This window comes from Rahnella contaminans, from assembly GCF_011065485.1.
Classification (GTDB): domain Bacteria; phylum Pseudomonadota; class Gammaproteobacteria; order Enterobacterales; family Enterobacteriaceae; genus Rahnella; species Rahnella contaminans.
In genome coordinates this window covers 1477212-1500946 of the sequence record NZ_JAADJS010000001.1, presented here as the reverse complement: position 1 = coordinate 1500946, position 23735 = coordinate 1477212, and the positions used below count along the sequence as shown (strand labels likewise).

The window sequence follows — 23735 nt, the reverse complement described above, 5'->3', positions numbered from 1 at the left end:
GAAGGTTACTTTGGTTTCTCTTTTTGAGGTGGTTTATGAAAAAAATTGCATGTCTTTCCGCATTAGCTTGCGTCGTAGCACTGGGTGTTTCCTCTAGCGCATTCGCTGGTACCAGCACCGTTTCTGCTGGCTACGCTCAGGGTGACGCACAAGGCGTTGTAAACAAAGCAAACGGCTTCAACCTGAAGTACCGTTACGAGCAAGATAACAACCCACTGGGCGTTATCGGCTCTTTCACTTACATTCAAGACGACAGCAACCCAACTTCTGGTGACTACCGTAAAGCAGAATACTACGGCATCACTGCGGGTCCTGCTTACCGCATCAACGACTGGGTTTCTGCTTACGGCGTGATCGGTGTGGGCTACGGTAAATTCCAGTACAACGAAAACGTGGCTTCTACTGCTAACCGTGAAAAATCAGACACCAGCGATTATGGTTTCTCTTACGGTGCTGGTCTGCAGTTCAACCCAATCCAGAACGTTGCTCTGGACGTTTCCTACGAACAGTCCCGCATCCGCAGTGTTGATGTTGGCACCTGGATCGCAGGCGTGGGTTACAGCTTCTAATTCTTCGCCCTGTGTAACGCTTGCCGTTACCCTATCGCGAAAACAAAAACCGCTCGAAAGAGCGGTTTTTTTATGTCTGTGATTCAACGTATTTTACTCTCACACGGTTGCACGTTCATTCCACGCGTCGGCGAACTGAATATTTCCATCTGTATACTTCCAGGTGATTTTTTCATAGCGCAGGGCAACGCTTTCCATGTGGCCCGTTCCCGTACATTCTCGGGTATCATGCATTACCGGTGAAATCGATATCACTTTGACTTCTTCAAGCAGGATATTGAAATATTCAACTTCTTGCCCCGCGTCGCTGATGCAGTACCATCTGATTTCTGCCGATTTTAAAGTTTGGCCTGTTGCGGCAGCTTTGTACAAATAAGGAGATGCGCTATCAATTTCTTTTTCAAACTGAAATGGAGCATGTTGACGGGTGCCGGTCAGTTTTCCTGTTGTACCGTCGGTGGGAATGCTCAGGTTATGATGAATTCCTCTCAATTCTATGCTGCCTTCACGCCCCCTGACATCGGAAGAGCCGCGGATTGCCGCGCCGCCATCATCTTTAAGCCATAAGTGAACAGGTACAGCCATCGTTAAAACTCCTTTTTATTAATCGTATAACCAGCGGCCCGCTTTGGCCGATTCTATTAACATTCCGATAGTGAAATCAGGAGTGTCAACCACATGTTTTTTAAATGGATTCCATGAAAAAATTACATCTGGGTAATAGGTTTCAATTTTAAACTCGCCTCTTTCAACGTTGAATTCTGAAAAGTAATCCTCCATCAACTCTTCAACATCATCCTGATCAAGCTTTACATCAAACTGAATGTTTGAGTCTGCTGTGTAAGTGTCATACTTTTTTTTCTTAAAAAGATAAACTCCACTTTTTCGAGTCACTAGTGCGATTATGCGTTGTTCAATGTTGTCAGTTACCATATTTTATCATTGCCTCTGGCTATGATGTTATAGTCGCGTATCGACCGGTAAAGGATTTGGGAAATATCAGAGAGAATAATAAGTTCACCGATTAATGGTATGGTTCGACCTACAAATGTTCCAATTTTAGCTACCATCCTCCTTTGTACAGTCCAGGGGGTATAGCCTCCAATCCAGGTAGGGAGTTGTATACCAAAAGGGAACTTTACTTGATTGAACACTTCTCTTACTTTTTTCGAAGCGCGAGACGTACCTTCAATCGCAGTTCGGGGTTTCCCTCTCGTTGTCTGGTTATTCATTCCACTGTATAACGCGACGACAGCACCAAAATCTGCGATACCCAAGCCAAATTGATCTACCGTGTTCTCACAAAAAATCATAAACAGGAGTTCACCCGCAGTCAGGTTGGACTTCCCTGCATAGAAGTAGGTTCCTTTTAGCTCTTCAAACGTATCCATACTTTCTCTTAATGGCGTGTTTATGAATCCTTGTATATTACGCGGGCCGAAATTCAGCAATATAGAGGAAGTGGACTCTGTCGTTAAAAAGCCTGTTTGTTGATCTGGGTTGTATATTATTTATTATTTTGCAGGGTTTTAAAAATATAATGGATGAGCCGTTAACTATTTCACTAATCAGTCTGGCTTAAATGAAGGGAGGGCTTTTTAAGACGAGTAATTTAAATAATGAAGTTGAAATTATGCCTTTCCGGCAGGGATGACTGGAAATGCCCTTTATTATTGATCCGGATAATGAATTCTACTTATTGAATTTCAGCCGGGATATAGAATAAAGGGCTAAGGTATTATCAAATCCCGCTAAACCAGTTATAACCCTGGTCTTCCCAGTAACCGCCCGGATTAGTATTGGTGACGAAAATCGCGCCGATATGTTTGGCGTTTTTGAAACCTAGCTTCGTAGGCATTCTCAGCCGCAGCGGGTACCCGAAATCCGGAGGCAGTGGTTTGCCGCCAAAATCCAGTGCCAGAATAGTTTGCGGATGCAGCGCGGTGGCCATATCAATGCTTGAGTAATAGCGATCATCGCATTTAAACCCGACATATTTAGCCGTCAGATCGGCTCCGACGTATTGAAGAAATGTTTTGAGCGGCACGCCTTTCCACTGCCCGATAGCGCTCCAGCCTTCAATGCAAATCAGCCGGGTGATCTGGCTTTCCTGCGGCAATCGTTGTAACTGTTCCAGCGTCCACGAGACTTTCTTTTGCACAAGTCCGGACACTTCCAGCCGGTAGTTCGGGATGTCGATTTCCGGCACATTGTATTCGGGGTAATACGCGTTGAAGCGAAACGGTGTCGTAATCTGGTCGGCGCGGTAAGTTTGCGCCAGCTTCTGCCCGCCAAATAACCAGCCCTGAACGCGGTCATTCCAGCGCGACATCGCCCACAGCACTTTGTCGACTTCGTCGCCGTCCTGCAAATTACAGCCGGTCAGCATGGAAACGGCACCGAGCGTTAATCCTGATCGCAGCAGTAAACGGCGCTGGATATTCACCAGTTGCTTGCGCTGATCGGGCTCCAGAATGATTTTTGGCCGTTGCGATTTTTCACTCATCGGCACTTTCCTCTTTATTCATTACTTTGCCGCCGGTAATCATCGCCACAAATGTTTTCGGCACCAGCAGCACCATCAGGACATGAATGACCACAAACAGCATCACGCCACTCATCGCAAAAAAGTGTACATATCGGGCAATATCAAACCCGCCGAACAGCCATACCAGCCCGCTGAACTGCACCGGTTTCCAGATGGATAAGCCGGAAAGCACCAGCAATACGCCGAGCAGCAAAACGCCGCTGTACATCAGTTTTTGCACGGCGTTGTACTGGCCGAGTTTATGGGGCAGATGGAAGGTCAGGGCACGAACGGTATCGCGCCAGACGCTGCGGGCTGAAAACGGGAAAAAGTCCCGTTTAAAATGGCCGCTGAAAACGCCCCACAGCAGATAAAAAAGAGCGTTAGCCGCCAGCAGCCACATCACGGCGAGATGCCAGGCGATGTTGCCGCCCAGCCAGCCGCCGAGTGTGGTGTTTTGCGGAAACGTAAAGGTAAACAGGGGATCCGCGTTATAAATCCCCCAGCCGCTCATCACCATACCAATCATTGCCAGAAGATTAATCCAGTGGCTGATACGCACCGGCCAGGAATGGATCCTGCGTTTTCGAACTGAAGAGGGCTGAGGTTTCACGGTAAATCTCCTGTTAAACAGCCTGATTACATCGGTGGCGCGATGCCGTCTTTACCGGCGGCGATGCCACGGGCAACCAGCGCACCTTTGTCATCTTTCATGGCGAACAGCACGATTTTAGTGCCCGGTTTCAGCAGGCTGCGGTCGCCCGGTGCCAGCAGAACCACAGGAACGTCGTCAGGAACAACAACTGTTTTCTCAGCATCGTGATACTTCACGGTCAGCGTGCGGCCATTGCTGTTGACCAGTTTGCCAACGGTACCGTTGGTCATGGTATTGATTTTCCCGTCAGCAGATTCAAACGGGTTGAAGCCTTCACCGCTGCCGCGCAGGCTTGGCGCAAAGACGTGGACTTCCAGCGCTTTCAGCGTGCCGTTAGCCTGCGGAACTGCGGCGGTACCGATGAAACTGTCGGGTTTGATATCACTGATCTGGCCTTTGGTAACGGCGTTGATCTTGGTCTGGTCAGTCAGCTTCACATCGAGCTTTTCACCCTGACGTGTGGTGATTTGCACCGATGAGTCATTAACTGAATCAATGGTTCCGCGCGTCGGTTTAATCACGTTATCGGCCGCAAAGGCGGATGTCATTCCGCTGCACATCAGCAGGGAACCCAGTAATAAACCGGCAAGGCGTGTAGGTGTGTTCATGATCAACTCTCCATTTTCTAGCGTTATTTCATTCTGTTAGATGAATCACTGAACCGGCCAGTGATGAATAACTTCATTAAGAGTGGACGATAAACCGGGATTGGTTGATGACAAGTTGATGACAAAATTGTCATCAAAGGTGTCTGATGAAACTGATAAACTTCCTCTGAATCATTCTTTGGGAGAATGGTCTTGCGGCGCCGAGGGCCTGAATGCGGATACTGGTGATAGAAGATGATGTCAGCACAGGCGACTACCTGAAAAAAGGGCTGACGGAGGCGGGTTACAGCGTGGATCTGGCGCGCAACGGCGCAGACGGTCTGTTTCTGGCCCTGGAAGAGGGTTATGACACCGTGATCCTCGACGTCATGCTGCCTGGCCTTGATGGCTGGCAGGTGATGGAAGTGCTGCGTAAAAAAAGTGACGTGCCGGTGCTGTTTCTGACGGCGCGTGACGAAGTGCAGGATCGCATTCACGGGCTGGAACTCGGCGCGGATGATTATCTGATTAAACCGTTTTCATTTACCGAGCTGGTGCTGCGGATCCGCACCTTACTGCGCCGCCCGACGGCACGCGAGCCGGACACGTTTTCAGTCGCCGATCTGAATCTCGATGTGCTGCGCCGCCGCGTCACCCGTCAGGATCAGACCATCGCGCTGACCAATAAAGAGTTTATGTTGCTGGAGCTGCTGATGCGCCGGGAAGGCGAAGTGCTGTCGCGCACCATGATCGCCTCGCAGGTCTGGGACATGAATTTTGACAGTGATACCAACGTTGTGGATGTGGCGATTAAGCGCCTGCGCGCCAAGGTGGATCGCGCCTTTGAGGTGAAACTGATCCATACCGTGCGTGGCATTGGCTACGTTTGTGAAGTGCGCAATGACTAACGTGATGAAAGAAACTGCCCGTCCGTCTGCCTCAAAACGAGCGATGTCGCTGACCTTGCGGGCGACATTGCTGTTTGCGCTGATTGCCTCGCTGGTGGTCAGCGCTGTCGGTTTTTATCTCTATTATTCGATGGATAAAGAGCTGGTGCGCCGTGCGGATTATCAGGTCAGCGGGCGCGTGCAGTATTTCCGCCATCTGCTGGCGAATGAATTTCCGTTATCACAGCTGAGCCGTAATCCCGGTTTGTTTGAAAATATGCTCGGCAACGAGCGCGATATTCTGACTTTTCGTCTCGAAGGCGAGCCGCCACTGATTAACGTTAATCCCTCGCAGCTGATCTTACCGCCGGTTGCGCCCGTGCCCGACGGCCAGCCGCTCACCCTGCAAACCGTGCATCACCTGATGGCACCGGACGGAACGCCGGTGCGCTTTGCCCGTGCAAGTGTGCAGATTGAGGATGGCAGAACGGTAGAAATTACCGGCGCGCATTTCATGACGGAAGAATCGCGTCTGCTGGAGACATTTCGCTGGGAAATCATTGGCGCCGTGCTGTTCGCCTATTTGCTGATTGCCGCACTCGGTTATGTTGTGATCCGCAGAGGCTTAAAACCTTTACGCAACATGGCACAGGAGGCGACGCAAATTCATCCGTCCAGCCTCTCGACCCGGCTAAGCACGGAGAATGCGCCGCAGGAATTGCAGCAACTTATCTATTCTTTCAACGACATGCTGGAAAGGCTTTCGGAGGGCTATCAGCGCCTGACCCAGTTTTCAGCCGATCTGGCGCATGAGATCCGCACGCCGGTGGGCGCCCTGATGGGGCATTGCCAGGTGGCGTTGTACCAGCCGCGCACGGTGGAAGAGTATGAAACGCTGCTGGCAAACAATATGGAAGAGCTGGAACGTATTTCCCGCATGGTGGAAAACATCCTTTTTCTTGCCCGCGCCACCGACGCGCGGTCTGTTTTAACCATCACCGGTATTGATGTTTCCTCTGAAATTACCCGTATTCAGGAATATTTTGAAGGGCTGGCGGAAGAGCGTGAAATGGAGTTGTACGGCGAAGGGCAGGGGATTTTGTACGCGGACGCTATCTTGTTTCAGCGCGCGATCAGCAATCTTGTCGCCAACGCCGTGCGTTACGGCGATGAGGGCAGCACCATCACGATCAGCGCCCGGCCGCAGGGTAAAGGCATGGAGATTGATGTGACCAGCCAGGGCAATCCGATCCCGCCGGAAAAACTGGGCAAACTCTTTGACCGTTTCTACCGGGCCGATGCATCACGCAGCGAAGGCGGCAGCTCCAGCGGTCTCGGTTTATCGATAGTTCAGGCGATTATGGCGCTGCATCAGGGAAGCGTTCGGGTAACGAGTTCGCCGCAGGGCGAGACCCGGTTCACGCTGTCATTTCCGGGGCCATTATCCGATCCGGATCACAGGCTTTCTTAATAATTCTTCAACAGCTCGGAAAAATTTCAGAAAATCTTAAAGAAAATTCATTTTTTACTTATTGAAAAGTAAGGGTTTCGTTAATTTGGTTACATTATCACAATGGCAGAAACCTTTGCATTTGAACAAAAATGCTTGTCCCGGGGTCTGAATAGTCCTAAGGAGTGGGTTCCATCCTCCGGTTCGAACGGTCAGTACGACGTAAACAGACTCACAAAAGAGCCATTTATTACTAATGCATAAAATACGTTCACTTTCGCTGCAGAGCATTTCTGTTTTCATTGCGCTTTATCTTGGGATCCTGTTAAACCTTCCGATTTTCATCCGCCGTTACAGCCAGCTGCATTATGACAATATGCTGTCGATCGTGGTCGAGATGGTGGCGTGTGTTGCCCTGGTTTACTTCCTTTGTATGCTGCTCTCCTATACCGGCAAAACGGTTTTCCGTGTGCTGATGACTGCCATTGTGATTTCCTCGGCGGCGGCCAGCTATTACATGATCCTGTTCAACGTCGATATCGGCTACGGGATTTTGGCGGCAGCGCTGGCCTCAGACTCCATTGATTTATCGAAAGAATCTGTCGGCACGCATTTTGTGGCCTGGACGGCGCTCGTCAGCCTGATCCCGGTACTTTTGATGTGGCTCAGCACCCTGCCGGGCGCGGCACTCAAACAAACCACCTTCAAAAATGTGGCGGTGAAAACCGGCCTGCTGGTGATCTCCGGTCTGCTTTGTTACATGCCGCTCCGCCTGATGGGCAAAGTACAGGATCGTCATGACAAAGAAAGTAACCGCATGATGGCAAGCTACGGCGGCGTCGTGGCAGGAACTTATTCTCCGTCCAACTGGTTGTCCGCGCTGGGCTTGTACTCCTACAGCAGCTACAGCCAGGCCGAAGACACCAAAAATCTTTACGACCCGGCGAAACATTTCACCTACACCGCACCGGCGGATGCCAAAGATATGTACGTGGTATTCGTTATCGGTGAGAGTGCACGTCGTGACCACATGGGCCTTTACGGCTATGACCGCGATAACACGCCGAACCTCGACAAAGAGAAAAATCTGGTCGCGTTGCAGGGCTATTCCTGCGATACCGCCACCAAACTTTCCCTGCGCTGCATGTTTGTGCGTGAGGGCGGCGCTTCGGAAGCGCCACAGCGTACCCTGAAAGAGATGAACGTTTTTTCCGTGCTGAAAAGCAACGGCTGGAGCTCTGAGCTGTATTCCATGCAAAGTGAAGCCTGGTTCTACAACAAAACCCGCGCCGATGATTATTCATTGCGTGAAAACATCGCCTCTGAAAAACGTAACGCAGGCAAGCCGGTCGATGACATGCTGCTGGTCGATGAAATGAAAGATTCGATGGCTAATCATCCGCAGGGAAAACACCTGATTATTCTGCATACCAAGGGCTCGCATTACCTGTATTCAGACCGTTATCCACGTTCATTTGCCAAATATCAGCCGGAATGTATGGGCATCGATGACTCCTGTTCAACGCAGGAAATGATCAACGCTTACGACAACACGCTGCTCTATACCGACTACTTCCTGTCGCAGGTGTTTGATCAGCTGCGCGATAAAAACGCTATTGTTTTCTACGCATCCGATCACGGCGAATCGATTTCCAAAAGCATGCATTTCCACGGTACGCCACGTGATCATGCGCCAGTTGAGCAACGCACTGTGCCGATCATGGTCTGGGCGTCGGACAAGTTCCTGTCTAACGATCAGAACAAGGCAAGCTTTGCACAGTTGCAAAAAATGGCCGCTGAGAAGAAACCGGCATTTCATGAAAAACTGTACGACACCCTTCTCGGCTGTATCGGATACACCTCGCCAAACGGCGGGATTGTAGAGCAGCACAACTGGTGTCATACGCCTGATCCGGCAGCACCGGCGAAGTAACACCGCTAAAATCGCCGTCTTTTTCTGATGAATGAAAAAGGCGGCGACATCCTTCTGGTCGCTCCACCCTTTTTGAGTCACAATCGGCTAACAAAATTCCCGTCATACTTCACGTTGCATGTGCGCTGGCTACGCTTACTCACCCGAATCACTGACTTATGTCAGCTCATCGGGCTCCCTCAGCTTGCCGCCTTCCTGCAATGCGAATTATCCAGGGTATTACTAATAGATTTCTCTTTATCAGGGCTGATAACCGATGCAAGCACTCCGAATTATCGTCTGCGTTCTGACGGTCATTATGACCTTACTGACGCTGCTTCCTCTTTCCAAAAATCAGCGCTGGTGGGTGCGTGTGTGGGATTTCCCTCGCCTGCAAATGGTTTCCCTGTGCCTGCTTTTTCTTCTGACTGAACTGCTGATTTTACCATTTGACGGTGTGCTGACCGGCATTGTGATTATCCTGACGGTCGCCTGCATGGCGTATCAGGGCTGGTGGATCCTGCCTTACACCCGTTTGTACCGCGTGCAGGTGAAGAAGACGGTGCCCAACGGCCATTCGCGTATCAAAATCATGAACAGCAATGTGCTCACTACCAACCGGGAGAGCGCGCAGTTACTCAGTCAGATTCAGGAACACAAACCGGACATTATCGTGCTGCTGGAAACCGACCAGTGGTGGGAAGACCAGATGGCTCCGCTGGAGGCCGATTACCCGCACAGCCTTCGCTGCCCGCTGGATAACCTCTACGGCATGCACGTCTATTCGCGTCTGCCAATGCACGGCGAGCAAATTCAGTTTCTGGTGGCGAAAGATATTCCTTCCATGCATTTTCGCGCAGAACTGCCGTCGGGCGAACAGGTGGTGCTTCACTGTCTGCACCCGAGGCCGCCAAGCCCGACCGAAGCGGATGAATCAACCGCCCGTGACGGTGAGCTGATCGCCGTCGGGCATACCGCCGCGAAAGCGCATTTCCCGACCATTGTGACCGGTGATCTGAATGACGTCGCGTGGTCGCGTACCACCCGTTTATTTATGAAAATCAGCGGATTGCTTGACCCGCGCCGCGGTCGGGGAATGTACAATACTTTTCATGCGAGCTATCCGTTTCTGCGCTGGCCGCTGGATCACGTTTTCCACAGCAAAGATTTCACGCTGATTGATCTGAAACGACTGGATTTCATGGGCTCCGATCACTTCCCGATCCTGGTCGAACTGGCGCTGACGCCTTGTCAGGGGAAAGATCAGGAACCGCTGGAAATCGAAAATGACGATCTTGAAGAAGCCAGAGAAAAACTTGAGCTGGCGGGTGTAAAACTCACGGATATCTATCCTGCTAATAAAAAACAGGCCAATAATGAACCGGCCAATAACAAATAACGTGAGGGCCAGGGCGTAATCCATGACAACTGAACGTGACCGCTTGCCGCTGGCTGAAGACTTACGGGTTTTTCTGGCGGTGGTGAACAAGCAAAGCTTTGCCGCGGCGGCGACCGAACTCGGGCAGTCTCCGGCCTATGTCAGTAAGCGTATTCAGATCCTCGAAGAGTCCCTGAACACCCGTTTGCTGCATCGTTCAACCCGCGGCGTTCGCCTGACTGAAGATGGCGAACGGGCGCAACGCTGGGCGCTGCAAATTCTCGACACGTTCGACCAGTTTATTGGTGATGTTTCAGACTCCCGCAGTGAGGTTCGCGGCAACGTGCATATTTGCAGTTCGTTCGGTTTCGGACGTTGCCACGTTGCGCCCGCTGTTGCAGAACTTGCCGAACGTTATTCGCAGCTGAACCTGCGCCTCGACCTGTTCGACAGGGTTGTTGATCTCGTCGCTGAAGGCATTGATCTCGAAATTCTGGTCGGCGATGACATTCCCGAACAGCACATCGGTAAAAAGCTGGCGCAGCATCAGCGTATTCTCTGTGCTTCTGCGCAGTATCTGGCCACGCACGGCGAACCCGTTTCGCCGGACGACCTGACGCGACATCAGTGTCTGGTGCTCAAAGAGCGCGACAACCCGTTTGGCATCTGGTCGCTGACCGGAGAAGGGCAGGAACAGCGCGTACGGGTCAAAGGCGTGTTGTCATCCAACAGCGGCGAAGTGGTATTGCAGTGGGCGCTGAAACACCACGGAATTATTTTGCGCTCTGAGTGGGATGTCCGGCCTTATATCGACTGCGGTGAACTGGTGCAGGTTTTACCGCAGTTTTCCCAGCCAGCCAGCGTCTGGGCGGTCTACCCCACACGGCTGGCAGATTCTGCAAAACTGCGGGTTTGCGTTGAATTCCTGCATCAGCGCTTTAGCCAGTTACTGCAATAAGGCTTTCACGCCAGCCACGGGTTACGCTGCAAATACGCCTGCTGAAATTCAAGGATTTCATCGCTATATCGCAGCGTATTCCCCACCGCATCCAGCCCGTTGAGCAATGACAGTTTGCTCAGTTCGTCGATGTTGAAAACGATCTCTTTGCCATTGTGCAAACTTATTGTCTGCGCCGGTAAATCGACGGTAATTTCGTTGCTTTCCGCCTGCGTAACCTGTTCAGCCAGCTGTGCCCATTGGTTCGGGGCGAGCTGTACGGTGAGCACGCCGTTGCGCTGGCAGTTGTCGAAAAAGATCCCCGCAAACGTGGTGCCGATTAGCGCCCGTATCCCCAGCAGTTTCAGCCCCCACACCGCATGTTCGCGACTGGAGCCGCAGCCAAAGTTCGGCCCGACCAGCAGGAATTTGGCGTTTTTCCATTCAGGCTGATTGAGGATAAAAGCCGGATCGGGTGAACCGTCTGCCAGAAAGCGCAAATCGAAAAATACCCCGCGGTCTAGCCCGTTGCGGTCGATGCCTTTTAAAAATTGCTTCGGCATGATCACATCGGTATCGACGTTGGCCGCCGGGAAGGGCGCGGCTGCGCCGCTTAACACAGTAAATGCTTGCATGTTTTTTCTCCTCACACTTCGCGAACATCGGTCAGATGACCGCAAATTGCGGCGGCGGCCACCATCGCCGGACTCATCAGATGGGTGCGCGCTCCGGCGCCCTGACGGCCTTCAAAATTACGGTTGGTGCTCGACGCACACCGGTCGCCTGGCGACAGCACGTCGTCGTTCATCGCCAGACACATTGAACAGCCGGACTGCCGCCATTCAAAACCGGCTTCGATGAAAATCTCCGCCAGCCATTCGGCTTCGGCCTGGGAGCGCACCTGACTCGAGCCGGGAACGATCATTGCGCGTACGGTCGGTGCAACGGTTTTTCCGCGAACCACGTCGGCGGCGGCGCGCAAATCTTCGATGCGCGCATTGGTGCAGGAGCCAATAAAGGCGTGGCTGATGGCGATACTGTTAAGCGGTTGCCCGGCGCGTAATCCCATATAGCTGAGTGCGCGTTGCAGGTCTTTTTGCCGTGCGGGATCCGCTTCGGATTCCGGATCGGGTACGTGTCCGCCAATGGCCACCGCCTGATCCGGGCTGGTTCCCCAGCTCACCATTGGCGCGATTTCTGTGGCGCTCAGTTCGACTTCGCGGTCGAAAACGGCGTGCGCATCGCTGTGTAATTCACGCCAGACATTCACGGCATCCGCCCATTGCTGGCCTTGCGGCGCGCGCGGTTTGTCTTTCAGATAATCAAAAACTTTGTCGTCAGGTGCCATAAATGCACCGCGCGCACCGGCTTCCACCGCCATATTACAAATCGTCATACGGCCTTCCACACTCAGCGCGCCGATGCCTTCACCGCAAAACTCAATGGCGTAGCCGGTGGCACCTGCTGCACCGATTTTTGCCACCAGCGCCATCACCACGTCTTTGGCAGTGACCCCGTTTGCCAGCGCGCCGTTTACGGTGACGCGCATTGTTTTCAGACGTTTATAAATCAGCGTCTGGGTCGCCAGAAGATGCTCGATTTCTGAGGTGCCGATACCAAATCCGAATGCGCCGAGCGCGCCATAAGTGGTGGTGTGGCTGTCACCGGCGGCAATCACCATGCCCGGCAAGATAAAGCCCTGCTCCGGCGCGACAACGTGCTCAATCCCCTGACGACTGTCGAGAATATCAAACAGCTCGATGCCAAATTCTGCGCAGTTCTCGGCCAGATACGAAACCTGGCGCGCGCCACCGGCGTCCGGCATCTGGCGTGTGCGCAAAGGCGCAGTCGGATTGACGTGATCGACCACCGCCAGCGAGGTTTCCGGTCGCCATACCCGGCGGTTTGCTTCACGCAATCCGCTGAAAGCCTGCGGGCTGGTGTACTCGTTAATTACCTGCCGGTCGATGTACAGCAACACGTGCCCTTTGTCGTCCAGCGTGCGGACTGTGTGGCTATCAATGTGCTTTTCATACAGCGTTTTTGGCTTCATTTCATTGCCCTGATGAACGTAATGGATAATGCCAGCGTCGCAAACTTACCCGTTTTCGGGCAACGGCCTGAGTGTGGTGTCTCAAAACACAGATCGTGAAGCGGCAATCTTCATTTGTGACCTTGTTGCTCAAAAGCCAGCGACTAAGATGGGTAAAAAAGGAGAAAACCCATGTTTGAACATTTTACCCAAGGCCGGATGGACGTGAACGGCACAGAGATTGCCTACCGGATTGCCGGTCAGGGCGAACCACTGTTATTGCTGCACGGACACCCGCAGACTCAGGCGATCTGGCATAAAGTCGCGCCGTTTCTGACGTCTCAGTTCACCGTCGTTCTGGCTGATTTGCGTGGCTATGGCGACAGCGGCAAACCCGAACCCGACACGGAACATCTGCGCTACAGCAAGCGCGAAATGGCGCAAGACCAGCGGGAGTTAATGGCGGCGCTCGGCTTCAGCCGGTTCAGCGTTGTTGCCCATGACCGGGGCGCTCGCGTGGCGCACCGGTTGGCACTGGATCATCCGCAGGCCGTTAAACGCCTGGTGCTGATGGATATCGCGCCGACGCTTTCGATGTATCAGCAAACCAATGAAGCTTTTGCCCGCGCTTACTGGCACTGGTTTTTCCTGATCCGTCCGGCACCGCTGCCGGAAACGCTCATCACCGCCGATCCGGATCAGTATCTGCACAGTGTGATGGGCAGCCGCAGCGCCGGTATGCAGCCTTTCACCGCCGAAGCTTACGCAGATTATTTGCGCTGTCTGCAACAAAATGGAACGGCGCGCGGGATTTGCGAGGACTATCGGGCGTCGGCAAGTATCGACCTGCAACACGACAAAGAAGATCTGGATGCAGCCCGCAAACTGACTTGTCCGTTGCTGGTGCTTTGGGGCGAGAAAGGCACGGTCGGACAATGTTTTGCGCCGCTTGAGGAGTGGAGAAAAGTCGCTGAAGACGTACAGGGTGAAGCGCTGCCTTGCGGGCATTACATCGCCGAAGAGCAACCGGAATTGCTGCTGGAAAAAGTCCTGCCGTTTTTAGGTTAGGCGCACGTTTCCGGACATTAAAAAACCCGCATTACGCGGGTTTTTGTTAATCAGTGTTAAACCGGTTGTTCCGGGAAGGTCAGGGTATTCCCCGGCGCTTCGCGGTTGATGTGCAGGAAGTTAAGATGACGTTCGTACTGGTCCAGAATGTCATTGATCACCTGATGTTTGGTGAAGTCCATCAGGTCATTGCCTTGCGTGCCTTCGAGCAGGAAGGTTTCCAGCCGGTAATAATGCGATTTCCCGGCGCGGGCGCGGTAGGTAAAAGCAGGAACGGCATAACGCACCGGCCAGATCTGATACACAAAGTTCTGCTCTTCGCCCAGTGCCACCTGTAATTCCAGTGGCCCGATTTTTTCATCTTCCTGCGGCTCATGTTCGTTGAACGTGACTTTTGCACCGCGCAATTCCAGTTCCTGCGCCACTTCCTGCATCGCCGGACGGCACACGGTATCCATCATTTTTTGCGTATGGCGCGTGCCAGGATAATTCATGACCCGTGAAAGCCGCTGCTTCCAGTTTAGCGCAGCATCGCTCGTCGCCGGCAGCGGTGCCAGCGTTTGCTGGGTGCTGGCGCGGCGGTAATCTTCCAGACGCAGGGATTTATACAGCCCGGCCATGATGAAGAAAATCACAAAACTGAACGGCAGCCCCATGATTACCGTGGTGTTTTGCAGCGCAGAAACGCCGTCGGTCATCAGCATGCCGAGCGTCAGCACGCCGATGGTAACTGACCAGAAAATCCGCAGCCAGTTCGGCGCATCGTTGTTAATGTCCGCGAGCTTCGAGGTGAAATTCCCCAGCACCAGCGAACCGGAATCTGCCGAGGTGACGTAAAACAGTAAACCGGTGATGGTCGCGACAGACGCACTGAGCGTAAAGCCCGGATACTGCGCCAGCAGGCTGTAAACGCCGCGTTCAGGGTGCGCGATCACTTCGTTCGCGAAATCCAGATTGCCGTGCAGGATTTGATACAGCGCGCTGTTACCGAAAATCGACAGCCACAGCAGGGTGAAGACGAACGGGATGATCAGCGTACCCAGCACAAACTGGCGGATCGTGCGGCCACGGGAAATACGGGCCAGGAACAGGCCGACAAATGGCGACCACGCTACCCACCAGGCCCAGAAGAACAGGGTCCAGCTGTTCATCCATTCAGTCGGGCGATCAAAGGCAAAGGTATTGAGCGTCATGCCCATAAAGCGGTTGATGTAGTCGCCGATATTGAGCACCAGCGCGTTGAGCAGGAATTCGGTGTTACCAAAGAACAGCAGGAACAGAATCAGCCCCAGCGCCAGCAGCACATTGAGTTCCGACAGAATACGGATGCCTTTATTCACACCGGACGTCACCGAGACGGTTGCCATGATCACCGACAGCAGGATCAGCGCCGCCTGAACAGTCAGGTTTTCCGGAATATGGAACAGCACTTTCAGCCCGTAATTGAGCTGCACCACACCGATACCCAGCGTGGTCGCGATACCAAAGATAGTACCGACCACTGCTGCGATATCTACGCTGTGGCCGATCGGGCCATTAATGCGCTTACCGAAAATCGGGTACAGCGCCGAACGGATGGTCAGCGGCAGGTTATAACGGTAACTGAAATAGCCCAGTGCGATGCCCATCAGCGCATACATCGCCCAGCCGGTCAGCCCGTAGTGGAACAGCGTCCAGGTCATCGCCTGCCGTGCGGCTTCGAGCGTCTGGCCGTTGCCTTCCGGAGGCAGCATGTATTGCGTGACCGGCTCTGCGACCGAGAAGAACATCAGGTCGATACCAATGCCCGCGGCAAACAGCATTGCAGCCCAGCTCATCATGCTGAATTCGGGTTTGGATTGTTCAGGGCCGAGTTTGATCGAGCCGAAGCGCGAACAGGCTATGAACACTACAAACACGATGTACAGCGTTGCCGCCAGCATGTAATACCAGCCGAAAGTGGCGGACACCCAGTTGAGGGTCAGGCTGATCCATTTTCCCGATAAATCAGTGAAGAAAATGGTCATTAATGTGAAGGCTAAAATCAAACCTGCTGAGGTGAAAAACACGACCTTGTTGAGCTGGTCGCGAGGTTTTTCGCTCTGTTTTTCTGTCGTATCGGCAATCGCCATCTGTTCCCCTGTCTTGTTAATTATTCACTGTTTTTCAATAAATTGGCGCTAAATTCATCTCAATAATCATACAAAATACTAACGTATTGGTAATAAAATATATGCATTTTTAATTGAACGTTCAATCAAAAAAAAGTTAAATAGGTGACGTCAGAGCGTTAACAAGGTTGGACGAAAGCGTAAAAAAACGGTTTTTTAAGCGCGTCTCAACCCGCTCATTTTCAGGAGCCGGATCCATGCCCAAAGTAGGAATGCAGCCCATCAGACGGCAGCAATTGATTGAGGCAACGCTGGCCGCAGTGAACGAAGTCGGGATGCACGATGCCTCGATTTCGCAAATTGCGCGCCGCGCAGGCGTCTCCAACGGCATCATCAGTCATTATTTTCGTGACAAGAATGGGCTGCTGGAAGCGACTATGCGCTATCTGCTCAGTCATCTGGGGGAAGGGGTGCAGTTGCGGTTAGCGCAGCTGACGGATACCGCACCGACAGCGCGACTGCATGCAATTGCAGAAGCCAATTTTGACGACAGCCAGACCAACAGCGCGGCGATGAAAACCTGGCTGGCCTTCTGGGCGAGCAGCATGCATCACCCGCAGTTGTACCGGCTGCAACAGGTCAACAGCCGCCGGCTCTATTCAAATTTATGTTCTGAATTCAGGCGTTTTCTGCCCAAAGGTGAAGCGCGGCTCGCGGCGCAAAGTACCGCTGCACTGATTGACGGCCTGTGGCTGCGCGGTGCGCTGAGCGGTAAGGAATTTAACCGCGCCGAGGCGATGCAAATTACCCGCCGCCACATTGAGTCGCAGCTCACCTGAGCGCAGCAGAAAACCTTCAGACCGCACAGACCGAGGAGAGATTTATGTCCCGCTACGGCACGCAAAAACTTTATATCAACGGGCGTTTTCAGGACAGCACCGGTGATGAAACCTTCGACGCAGTCAATCCGGCCAATGGCGAGGTGATTGCCACGCTGCAATCCGCCACGCACGCTGATGTGGATCTGGCGGTAAAATCCGCGCAGAAAGGCCAGAAAGTCTGGGCGGCGATGACGGCGATGAGCCGTGCACGCATTTTGCGCCGCGCCGTAGATATTCTGCGTGAGCGCAACGACGAACTGGCGGCAATTGAAACCGCGGATACCGGCAAACCGCTGTCGGAAACGCTGGCAGTCGATATTGTCACCGGCGTAGACGTGCTGGAATATTACGCCGGTCTTATCCCAGCCATTGAAGGCCAGCAAATACCGCTGCGCGATTCTTCTTTCGTTTACACCCGCCGCGAACCGCTGGGCGTAGTGGCCGGTATCGGCGCATGGAACTACCCGATTCAGATTGCCCTGTGGAAATCCGCACCTGCGCTGGCAGCCGGTAATGCGATGATCTTTAAACCAAGCGAAAACACCTCGCTCACCGCCCTGAAACTGGCTGAAATCTACACCGAAGCGGGCGTGCCGGACGGCGTGTTCAGTGTGGTGACCGGCGCGGCCAGTGTCGGGCAGGCGTTAACCGATCATCCGGATATCGCTAAAGTCTCGTTCACCGGCGGCATCAAAACCGGTAAGAAAGTGATGGCCAGCGCGTCAGCATCCACCTTGAAAGAAGTCACCATGGAACTCGGCGGCAAATCACCGCTGATCGTCTTTGAAGACGCGGATCTCGATAAAGCCGCGGACATCGCCATGATGGCGAACTTCTACAGTTCCGGTCAGGTATGCACCAACGGCACTCGCGTGTTTATTCCCAAAGCACTCCATAAAGCGTTTGAAGCCAAAGTGCTGGAACGTGTGAAGCGTATCCGTCTGGGCGATCCGACTGACGAAAACGTCAACTTCGGTCCGCTGGTCAGCTTCGCGCACATGGAATCTGTGCTGCGTTACATTGAAAGCGGCAAGCGTGAAGGCGCAACATTGCTGACCGGCGGCGAGCGCGTCACCACCGGCGAATACGCAAAAGGCGCTTATGTGGCACCGACCGTGTTTACCGACTGCCGCGATGACATGCTGATCGTTCGCGAAGAAATCTTCGGACCGGTGATGAGCATTCTGACCTATGAAAGTGAAGAGGAAGTGATCCGCCGCGCCAACGATACCGAATACGGTCTGGCGGCCGGGCTGGTCACGCAGGATCTCAACCGGGCACATCGCGTTATTCACAAACTCGAAGCCGGGATTTGCTGGGTCAACACCTGGGGCGAATCAGCGGCTGAAATGCCGGTCGGCGGCTATAAACATTCCGGTGTTGGCCGCGAAAACGGCGTCAGCACACTCGAGCATTACACCCAAATCAAATCCGTGCAGGTCGAACTGGGCGAATTCAGCTCAGTCTTTTAATCCGCCGCATCAGAGGAGATTTTAATGGATTACGATTACATCATTATTGGTGCCGGTTCTGCCGGCAACGTACTCGCCACCCGACTGACTGAAGACAGTGCCATCAATGTGCTGCTGCTCGAAGCCGGTGGCCCGGATTATCGTCTGGATTTCCGCACGCAGATGCCTGCCGCGCTGGCTTTCCCGTTGCAGGGACGCCGTTACAACTGGGCGTATGAGACGGATCCGGAACCGCATATGAATAACCGCCGTATGGAATGCGGACGAGGTAAAGGTCTGGGCGGTTCGTCGCTGATCAATGGCATGTGTTACATCCGCGGTAACGCGATGGATTTCGATAACTGGGCGAAAGCGCCGGGTCTGGAAGACTGGACTTATCTGGACTGCCTGCCGTATTTCCGCAAGGCAGAAACCCGCGATATCGGCCCGAATGATTTCCACGGTGGCGATGGCCCGGTGAGCGTCACGACGCCTAAAAAAGGCAATAATCCGCTGTTCCACGCGATGATTGAAGCGGGCGTTCAGGCCGGTTATCCGCGCACTGACGATCTGAACGGGTATCAGCAGGAAGGTTTTGGCCCGATGGACCGGACCGTTACGCCGAAAGGTCGCCGCGCCAGTACCGCTCGCGGTTATCTGGATCAGGCAAAACCGCGCGCGAATCTGACCATCGTTACGCACGCCATGACCGACAAAATCCTCTTTGAGGGCAAGCGCGCCGTGGGCGTCAGCTATTTCAAAGGTGACGGCGATAAAGCGGTAAAGGCCAAGGCGAAGCGGGAAGTGTTGTTGTGCAGCGGCGCGATTGCCTCTCCGCAAATTCTGCAACGTTCGGGCGTTGGCCCGGCCGAATTGCTCAATAAGCTGGATATTCCTGTGGTTCATAATTTGCCGGGCGTTGGCGAGAATTTGCAGGATCATCTGGAAATGTACCTGCAATACAGCTGTACCCAGCCGGTTTCGTTGTATCCGGCGTTGCAGATGCACAATCAGCCCGCGATCGGCGCGGAATGGCTGTTCAAAGGCACCGGCGTCGGCGCGAGCAATCAGTTCGAAGCGGGCGGTTTTATCCGCAGCCGTGAAGAATTTGCGTGGCCAAATATTCAGTATCACTTCCTGCCGGTGGCGATTAATTACAACGGCAGTAACGCGGTGAAAGAGCACGGTTTCCAGGCGCACGTAGGCTCGATGCGTTCGCCAAGCCGCGGACGCGTGCAGGTGAAATCGAAAGATCCGCATCAGCATCCGAGCATACTGTTCAACTACATGGCGAGCGAGCAGGACTGGCAGGAATTCCGCGATGCCATTCGTATCACGCGTGAAATTATGAATCAGCCGGCGCTGGATCCTTATCGTGGCCGCGAAATCAGTCCGGGTGAAAACGTGCAAACGGATGAAGAGCTGGATGCCTTTATCCGCGAACACGCGGAAACGGCTTTCCACCCGTCCTGTTCGTGCAAAATGGGCACCGACGAAATGGCGGTAGTGGACGGAGAAGGGCGCGTTCACGGCTTGCAAAGCCTGCGCGTGGTGGATGCCTCCATCATGCCGCAGATCATAACCGGTAACCTGAACGCGACAACAATTATGATCGCCGAAAAGATTGCCGATAAAATCCGTGGTCGCCAGCCGTTACCGCGCAGCACGGCGGATTACTACACCGCAGGCGATGCGCCGGTTCGCACATCACCGCTGAAAAAATCTGCCTGACAAATTGGCTGTAAAACGTATGTTAAAAAGAGATATTCTCAGGAATATCTCTTTTTTTTGGCTTACAGACGCAGGCAGGGCACTTATTCATGACTGAAAAATCATCACTTCACTGGCAGGATTATCATCACAGCGAACTGAACACGGCGCAGATTTACGCCATTCTGGCACTGCGCAACGAAGTCTTTGTGGTCGAGCAAAACTGCGTGTATCAGGATATCGACGGGCAGGATCTGAGCGGAGAAAATCGTCATATTGTCGCCTGGCTGGACGGGAAACCGGCGGCGTACGCGCGTATTTTGCGTCATGAAGATGAGGTCGCCATCGGACGTGTGATCGTCGCGCCTTCCGCCCGCGGCCTGAAACTGGGGTATCAGCTGATGGAACAGGCGCTGGCCGCCTGCCAGAAACATTGGCCGGGCGAGCGGATTGCGATTTCCGCGCAGGCGCACTTACAACAGTTTTACGGCAGGCTGGGATTTGTGGCGTATACGGAGATTTATGATGAAGACGGGATTGCGCATGTCGGGATGGAGTTGAGGTAAAGGGTTAGCCTTTAGCGTCAACGTCAAAACCTTGGGCTGCCACCCAAGGTTTTGAACCGGGAATCCGAAATTTTCCCGGACTAATCGAAAGAGCCCTCAGTGCAACTGACTCACTCCCAGTATGCCGGGCTCCCGAATTTCTCCACCAGATAATCAATCACCACCCGCACCTTAACTGAAGCCTTGCGGGCATTTGGATACAACGCCGAGATAGTCTGTGGTTCCGGCGACGTGGAAACCTGGTACTCAGGCAACACGCTCACCAGCGTTCCGGCGCGCAATGCATCGCCAATCAGCCAGGTTGGAAAAACCACTAACCCCATTCCGCCGATGGCTGCCTGCGTCAGGGTTTCTGCATTATTGCTGGTCAGAACGCCGCGCAGATTCCAGGAGCGCCATTCCTTTTCCGGCTGGCGGAAGTACCAGCGCTGGGAACCTGCAAACCCTTTAAAAACCAGGCAACTGTGATTAGAAAGATCGTCCGGCGTGGCCGGTTTGCCTGCGCGGGCAAGATACGCCGGGCTGGCGGCGAGACGGAAGTTCTGGTGGCCGAGCGTTCGTGCCTGAAGGGTGGAATCGGCCATGACGCCAATCCGGATCAGCAGATCGACGCTGTCCTGCAACGGATCGATAAAATCATCCGTCTGCATCAGTTCAATATTCAGCCGGGGAAAACGCGTACTCAGTTCCGGTAGCCAGGGCGCAACATGACGCTGACCAAAAACCACCGGTGCATTAATTCGTACCAGTCCGCCCGGTTCACTGCTTTGTTCCTGCAAATCCTGTTCGGCGAGATCCAGCTGTGTCAGCACCTGACGCGCATGCTCCGCCAGTAACTTTCCGGATTCAGTCGGGCTGACCGCCCGCGTGTTGCGGTACAGCAATTGCGTTTGTAATGCCTGCTCCAGTTGAGCAATAACGCGCGAAACCGTTGAAGGGGACATCGCTTCGCGCCGCGCCACTTCGGAGAAATTCCCCTGATCGAGTACCGCCACAAACAGGCGCAAAGACTGAATGTTGATCTGATTGAAGCTTTTCATCTGTGCGATTCCTGCAAAGGTATTTTCCTGATTGTGCTGTTTTTCGCATAGCGTTGTCACGCTATAGTCGCCGCTTCTTAAGTACCGGCAGTAAAAATAATGAGAGCAGGGCAATGATGAATCTGATGTTAATTCCGCTGGTCGTTCTGGCGGGGATGGGGCTTTCACTGGAGGCGGGGCTTATCGGTCCGCTGGGAACAGAAGTCGGGCACTTGTGGGCGACGCTCAGCATTTTTGGCGTCGGCGCGGTGCTGACCGGTTTACTGGTACTGTTTTTCAGCCCGCGGAATGCGCCTTCTTATACTGATCAACCCGGCTGGCAACTGCTCGGCGGTGTGCTGGGGCCGGTGTATGTCGTGGTGCTGACTATTGCGACGCCAGTGATTGGTATCGGGATGACGATGATTGCAATTTTGTCCGGGCAGGTAGCGAAAAGTGTTCTGATTGACCATTTCGGCTGGTTTGGTACGCCGCATAAAAAAGTGGGCAGTGAACGCCTGCTGGCGCTGGTGTTTATTGTTGCTGCACTTGTTCTGATTGCCTGGGGTTAACCAATGACTGAAATGATTATGATTGTCCTGGCTATCGTGGCCGGTGCGGCGCTGAGTATGCAGGCGGCGGTAAACGGGCAACTGGGCGAAAAGGTTGGCGTACTGAAAAGCGCATTTCTGACGTTCAGCGTCGGCGCGGCCATCACGGCAGTGCTGATTCTGTTTTTGCAAACACCGCAGCAGGCAACGCTGCTCACCGTACCCAAATGGCAGCTGATGGGCGCGTTATTTGGTGTGCCTTACATCATTGTGATGGTGACAGCCGTGCCGCGGGTAGGGACGGCGGTCGCTACAGTCGCCGTGATTTTAGGGCAACTGGCGATGGGAATGCTCATCGACAATTTCGGCTGGCTGGATAATCCGCAAATCGCGCTGTCATGGCACCGTCTTGCGGCGATCCCTTGTCTGATTATCGCGCTGGCGCTGATTTACCGGAGCAACCGGAAAGCAGCATAAGTGAGGGCTGTTTGCTTCATGCCATAGGGCGGGAAAATTATTGCAGACGCGGGTCAAACATCATGGGCTCGCGTTCTACGGAATCCAGCAACTGCGCGAAATCCGGATGCTGCGGGTTGAGCAGCACATTATATTCCGTCGGGACAATCACCGACGGAACCCTCAGCCCGACATGTTCACCTTCTGCCAGCCACGCTTCGCCCTGACGCTGCGTGCTGTCCGGCGGGGAAGGGCTGCGCCAGTCCGCTGCCAGCTCATCGACCTCGAGCGTATCGAGCAGCGCATCGGACACCTCAATACTGAGCAGTGTGTATGAGCGCATCAGCATGCTGTTTTGCAAATGCACCAGCATCTCGAGGATCGCCAGCGAGATGCTGGTAGTCACATACACGACCGGCCTGCCGGGCGGGTTCCAGCGGCCACCGTAAATCTGGGCTCCGGCACCCGTCCATGCGGTGGCTAAATGTTGGGTCTGAATAATGCGAAACAGCTTCAACTGAATACCCCGTGCTGAAGACGGCCAATCAGCCGGTTCACTTCCACCGCACCCGCTTCTGAAGACAACAACTCCAGCGGCCTTGAACCTGCCAGCGCCGGAGCAGGGCGGGTTATCCAGTCCAGCGCCGCGATGCGGTCGCCTTCAAACAGATCCGTCGCCGCATCGATGGTGCGCACCAGCCGCGCCACGCGCTCGCTTTCATCGCTTTTCAGTAATCCGTTTCCGGCTTTACGCCGCGCATAATTGCGCTCGTTAATTCCCATTATTTCCAGCAAAACCATTTTCGGCCACCCCAGCTCTGTGTTCAGGCGGTTGATGCTATCAACCGGAAAACCTTTCTGTATGGCATTTAACAAACTGATTCCGCTGCCTGCGGGAAGCCCCGCAGATTCCCACAGCGGCGTTACAGGCTCTTTCATTTGTCTGGAAGACAGCCCGGTAATTTTTGAAGTCATGATGTCGGTCTCCGCACCGTTAATTGTCATAACT

Annotated in this window: 25 protein-coding genes; 13 read left to right on the top strand and 12 right to left on the bottom strand. The window is 53.6% G+C overall.

Translation table 11 applies throughout. The annotated features are described in order from the left end of the window. Positions 1–35 precede the first annotated feature (35 nt). Positions 36–569, top strand: a complete 534-nt coding sequence (gene ompX / locus GW579_RS06680) for an outer membrane protein OmpX (RefSeq protein WP_152324268.1) — start codon at positions 36–38, stop codon at positions 567–569. A 99-nt stretch (positions 570–668) separates the two neighbouring features. Here ompX and GW579_RS06675 read toward each other — a convergent pair whose 3' ends face one another. The 6 genes from GW579_RS06675 to GW579_RS06650 form a co-directional block, all read right to left on the bottom strand. Continuing rightward, positions 669–1154: an Hcp family type VI secretion system effector gene (locus GW579_RS06675; protein WP_165058166.1), complete on the bottom strand. Its 486-nt coding sequence runs from the start codon at positions 1152–1154 to the stop codon at positions 669–671. A gap of 18 nt (positions 1155–1172) precedes the next feature. Further along, the gene (locus GW579_RS06670) at positions 1173–1502 is read right to left on the bottom strand and encodes a DUF1493 family protein (protein ID WP_152324266.1); all 330 of its coding nucleotides are present in this window, start codon (positions 1500–1502) and stop codon (positions 1173–1175) included. Continuing rightward, a complete protein-coding gene (locus GW579_RS06665; protein WP_165058164.1) occupies positions 1496–1960 on the bottom strand; it encodes an STM2901 family protein in 465 nt (154 codons plus the stop codon). Before GW579_RS06665 ends, GW579_RS06670 begins: the two co-directional genes overlap by 7 nt. Positions 1961–2310: 350 nt before the next feature. Continuing rightward, positions 2311–3075 (bottom strand): molybdopterin-dependent oxidoreductase, encoded by a 765-nt coding sequence (locus GW579_RS06660; RefSeq protein ID WP_165058163.1) that lies wholly within the window; start codon positions 3073–3075, stop codon positions 2311–2313. Continuing rightward, positions 3068–3709, bottom strand: coding sequence for a cytochrome b/b6 domain-containing protein (locus GW579_RS06655; RefSeq protein WP_165058161.1), 642 nt, complete (start codon positions 3707–3709; stop codon positions 3068–3070). The genes GW579_RS06660 and GW579_RS06655 overlap by 8 nt, the downstream gene beginning before the upstream one ends. Before the next feature lie 26 nt (positions 3710–3735). After that, on the bottom strand, positions 3736–4359 hold the full coding sequence (locus tag GW579_RS06650; protein ID WP_152324262.1) for a hypothetical protein: 624 nt from the start codon (positions 4357–4359) through the stop codon (positions 3736–3738). Positions 4360–4571: 212 nt separating this feature from the next. Between GW579_RS06650 and GW579_RS06645 the strand changes: the two genes are divergently transcribed. The 5 genes from GW579_RS06645 to GW579_RS06625 all read left to right on the top strand — a co-directional run bounded on the left by GW579_RS06645 (position 4572) and on the right by GW579_RS06625 (position 10923). Next, a complete protein-coding gene (locus tag GW579_RS06645; RefSeq protein ID WP_152324261.1) occupies positions 4572–5246 on the top strand; it encodes a heavy metal response regulator transcription factor in 675 nt (224 codons plus the stop codon). After that, a complete protein-coding gene (locus GW579_RS06640) occupies positions 5239–6696 on the top strand; it encodes a heavy metal sensor histidine kinase (RefSeq protein WP_235937317.1) in 1458 nt (485 codons plus the stop codon). The genes GW579_RS06645 and GW579_RS06640 overlap by 8 nt, the downstream gene beginning before the upstream one ends. Before the next feature lie 235 nt (positions 6697–6931). Beyond that, on the top strand, positions 6932–8608 hold the full coding sequence (gene eptB / locus GW579_RS06635) for a kdo(2)-lipid A phosphoethanolamine 7''-transferase (protein ID WP_165058159.1): 1677 nt from the start codon (positions 6932–6934) through the stop codon (positions 8606–8608). A gap of 256 nt (positions 8609–8864) precedes the next feature. Next, positions 8865–9986 carry an endonuclease/exonuclease/phosphatase family protein gene (locus GW579_RS06630; protein ID WP_152324259.1) on the top strand — a complete coding sequence of 374 codons (1122 nt, stop codon included), beginning with the start codon at positions 8865–8867 and terminating at the stop codon, positions 9984–9986. 22 nt (positions 9987–10008) lie between these two features. Continuing rightward, positions 10009–10923, top strand: a complete 915-nt coding sequence (locus GW579_RS06625; RefSeq protein ID WP_165058158.1) for a LysR substrate-binding domain-containing protein — start codon at positions 10009–10011, stop codon at positions 10921–10923. Positions 10924–10928: 5 nt separating this feature from the next. On the opposite strand, the gene leuD is transcribed toward GW579_RS06625, so the two are convergent. Both leuD and leuC read right to left on the bottom strand, forming a co-directional pair. Further along, entirely contained in the window at positions 10929–11537 is a 609-nt protein-coding gene (leuD, locus tag GW579_RS06620) for a 3-isopropylmalate dehydratase small subunit (protein ID WP_152324257.1), read from the bottom strand. An 11-nt stretch (positions 11538–11548) separates the two neighbouring features. Then, complete coding sequence (leuC, locus tag GW579_RS06615; protein WP_165058156.1) at positions 11549–12955, bottom strand: 3-isopropylmalate dehydratase large subunit; 1407 nt, start codon at positions 12953–12955, stop codon at positions 11549–11551. Positions 12956–13126: 171 nt separating this feature from the next. Between leuC and GW579_RS06610 the strand changes: the two genes are divergently transcribed. Further along, on the top strand, positions 13127–14002 hold the full coding sequence (locus GW579_RS06610) for an alpha/beta fold hydrolase (RefSeq protein ID WP_165058155.1): 876 nt from the start codon (positions 13127–13129) through the stop codon (positions 14000–14002). 56 nt (positions 14003–14058) lie between these two features. Here GW579_RS06610 and GW579_RS06605 read toward each other — a convergent pair whose 3' ends face one another. After that, the gene (locus GW579_RS06605; protein WP_152324254.1) at positions 14059–16113 is read right to left on the bottom strand and encodes a choline transporter; all 2055 of its coding nucleotides are present in this window, start codon (positions 16111–16113) and stop codon (positions 14059–14061) included. 236 nt (positions 16114–16349) lie between these two features. Here GW579_RS06605 and betI point away from each other — a divergent pair, with 236 nt between their 5' ends. The 4 genes from betI to GW579_RS06585 all read left to right on the top strand — a co-directional run bounded on the left by betI (position 16350) and on the right by GW579_RS06585 (position 20700). Beyond that, positions 16350–16931, top strand: a complete 582-nt coding sequence (gene betI, locus GW579_RS06600) for a transcriptional regulator BetI (RefSeq protein ID WP_152324253.1) — start codon at positions 16350–16352, stop codon at positions 16929–16931. Between the two features lie 44 nt (positions 16932–16975). Beyond that, a complete protein-coding gene (gene betB / locus GW579_RS06595) occupies positions 16976–18445 on the top strand; it encodes a betaine-aldehyde dehydrogenase (RefSeq protein ID WP_165058153.1) in 1470 nt (489 codons plus the stop codon). A gap of 24 nt (positions 18446–18469) precedes the next feature. Continuing rightward, a complete protein-coding gene (gene betA / locus GW579_RS06590; protein WP_165058151.1) occupies positions 18470–20155 on the top strand; it encodes a choline dehydrogenase in 1686 nt (561 codons plus the stop codon). 89 nt (positions 20156–20244) lie between these two features. Beyond that, positions 20245–20700: a GNAT family N-acetyltransferase gene (locus tag GW579_RS06585; RefSeq protein ID WP_165058149.1), complete on the top strand. Its 456-nt coding sequence runs from the start codon at positions 20245–20247 to the stop codon at positions 20698–20700. Positions 20701–20810: 110 nt separating this feature from the next. On the opposite strand, the gene GW579_RS06580 is transcribed toward GW579_RS06585, so the two are convergent. After that, entirely contained in the window at positions 20811–21740 is a 930-nt protein-coding gene (locus tag GW579_RS06580) for a LysR family transcriptional regulator (protein ID WP_165058147.1), read from the bottom strand. 116 nt (positions 21741–21856) lie between these two features. Between GW579_RS06580 and GW579_RS06575 the strand changes: the two genes are divergently transcribed. Continuing rightward, positions 21857–22291 (top strand): DMT family transporter, encoded by a 435-nt coding sequence (locus GW579_RS06575; RefSeq protein ID WP_165058746.1) that lies wholly within the window; start codon positions 21857–21859, stop codon positions 22289–22291. A 3-nt stretch (positions 22292–22294) separates the two neighbouring features. Beyond that, entirely contained in the window at positions 22295–22747 is a 453-nt protein-coding gene (locus tag GW579_RS06570) for a DMT family transporter (RefSeq protein ID WP_101075994.1), read from the top strand. Positions 22748–22784: 37 nt separating this feature from the next. Here the strand turns inward: GW579_RS06570 and GW579_RS06565 are convergent, their stop codons facing one another. Both GW579_RS06565 and parS read right to left on the bottom strand, forming a co-directional pair. Beyond that, the gene (locus GW579_RS06565; protein WP_152324248.1) at positions 22785–23243 is read right to left on the bottom strand and encodes an RES family NAD+ phosphorylase; all 459 of its coding nucleotides are present in this window, start codon (positions 23241–23243) and stop codon (positions 22785–22787) included. Beyond that, positions 23240–23701: a type II RES/Xre toxin-antitoxin system antitoxin gene (gene parS, locus GW579_RS06560; protein ID WP_152324247.1), complete on the bottom strand. Its 462-nt coding sequence runs from the start codon at positions 23699–23701 to the stop codon at positions 23240–23242. The genes GW579_RS06565 and parS overlap by 4 nt, the downstream gene beginning before the upstream one ends. Between the last annotated feature and the right edge of the window lie 34 nt (positions 23702–23735).

Coding starts and splice junctions, on each gene's coding strand:
- ompX (WP_152324268.1), top strand. CDS start 36: ATGAAAAAAATTGCATGTCTTTCCGCATTAGCTTGCGTCGTAGCACTG.
- GW579_RS06675 (WP_165058166.1), bottom strand. CDS start 1,154: ATGGCTGTACCTGTTCACTTATGGCTTAAAGATGATGGCGGCGCGGCA.
- GW579_RS06670 (WP_152324266.1), bottom strand. CDS start 1,502: ATGGTAACTGACAACATTGAACAACGCATAATCGCACTAGTGACTCGA.
- GW579_RS06665 (WP_165058164.1), bottom strand. CDS start 1,960: ATGGATACGTTTGAAGAGCTAAAAGGAACCTACTTCTATGCAGGGAAG.
- GW579_RS06660 (WP_165058163.1), bottom strand. CDS start 3,075: ATGAGTGAAAAATCGCAACGGCCAAAAATCATTCTGGAGCCCGATCAG.
- GW579_RS06650 (WP_152324262.1), bottom strand. CDS start 4,359: ATGAACACACCTACACGCCTTGCCGGTTTATTACTGGGTTCCCTGCTG.
- GW579_RS06645 (WP_152324261.1), top strand. CDS start 4,572: ATGCGGATACTGGTGATAGAAGATGATGTCAGCACAGGCGACTACCTG.
- GW579_RS06640 (WP_235937317.1), top strand. CDS start 5,239: ATGACTAACGTGATGAAAGAAACTGCCCGTCCGTCTGCCTCAAAACGA.
- eptB (WP_165058159.1), top strand. CDS start 6,932: ATGCATAAAATACGTTCACTTTCGCTGCAGAGCATTTCTGTTTTCATT.
- GW579_RS06630 (WP_152324259.1), top strand. CDS start 8,865: ATGCAAGCACTCCGAATTATCGTCTGCGTTCTGACGGTCATTATGACC.
- GW579_RS06625 (WP_165058158.1), top strand. CDS start 10,009: ATGACAACTGAACGTGACCGCTTGCCGCTGGCTGAAGACTTACGGGTT.
- leuD (WP_152324257.1), bottom strand. CDS start 11,537: ATGCAAGCATTTACTGTGTTAAGCGGCGCAGCCGCGCCCTTCCCGGCG.
- leuC (WP_165058156.1), bottom strand. CDS start 12,955: ATGAAGCCAAAAACGCTGTATGAAAAGCACATTGATAGCCACACAGTC.
- GW579_RS06610 (WP_165058155.1), top strand. CDS start 13,127: ATGTTTGAACATTTTACCCAAGGCCGGATGGACGTGAACGGCACAGAG.
- GW579_RS06605 (WP_152324254.1), bottom strand. CDS start 16,113: ATGGCGATTGCCGATACGACAGAAAAACAGAGCGAAAAACCTCGCGAC.
- betI (WP_152324253.1), top strand. CDS start 16,350: ATGCCCAAAGTAGGAATGCAGCCCATCAGACGGCAGCAATTGATTGAG.
- betB (WP_165058153.1), top strand. CDS start 16,976: ATGTCCCGCTACGGCACGCAAAAACTTTATATCAACGGGCGTTTTCAG.
- betA (WP_165058151.1), top strand. CDS start 18,470: ATGGATTACGATTACATCATTATTGGTGCCGGTTCTGCCGGCAACGTA.
- GW579_RS06585 (WP_165058149.1), top strand. CDS start 20,245: ATGACTGAAAAATCATCACTTCACTGGCAGGATTATCATCACAGCGAA.
- GW579_RS06580 (WP_165058147.1), bottom strand. CDS start 21,740: ATGAAAAGCTTCAATCAGATCAACATTCAGTCTTTGCGCCTGTTTGTG.
- GW579_RS06575 (WP_165058746.1), top strand. CDS start 21,857: ATGAATCTGATGTTAATTCCGCTGGTCGTTCTGGCGGGGATGGGGCTT.
- GW579_RS06570 (WP_101075994.1), top strand. CDS start 22,295: ATGACTGAAATGATTATGATTGTCCTGGCTATCGTGGCCGGTGCGGCG.
- parS (WP_152324247.1), bottom strand. CDS start 23,701: ATGACTTCAAAAATTACCGGGCTGTCTTCCAGACAAATGAAAGAGCCT.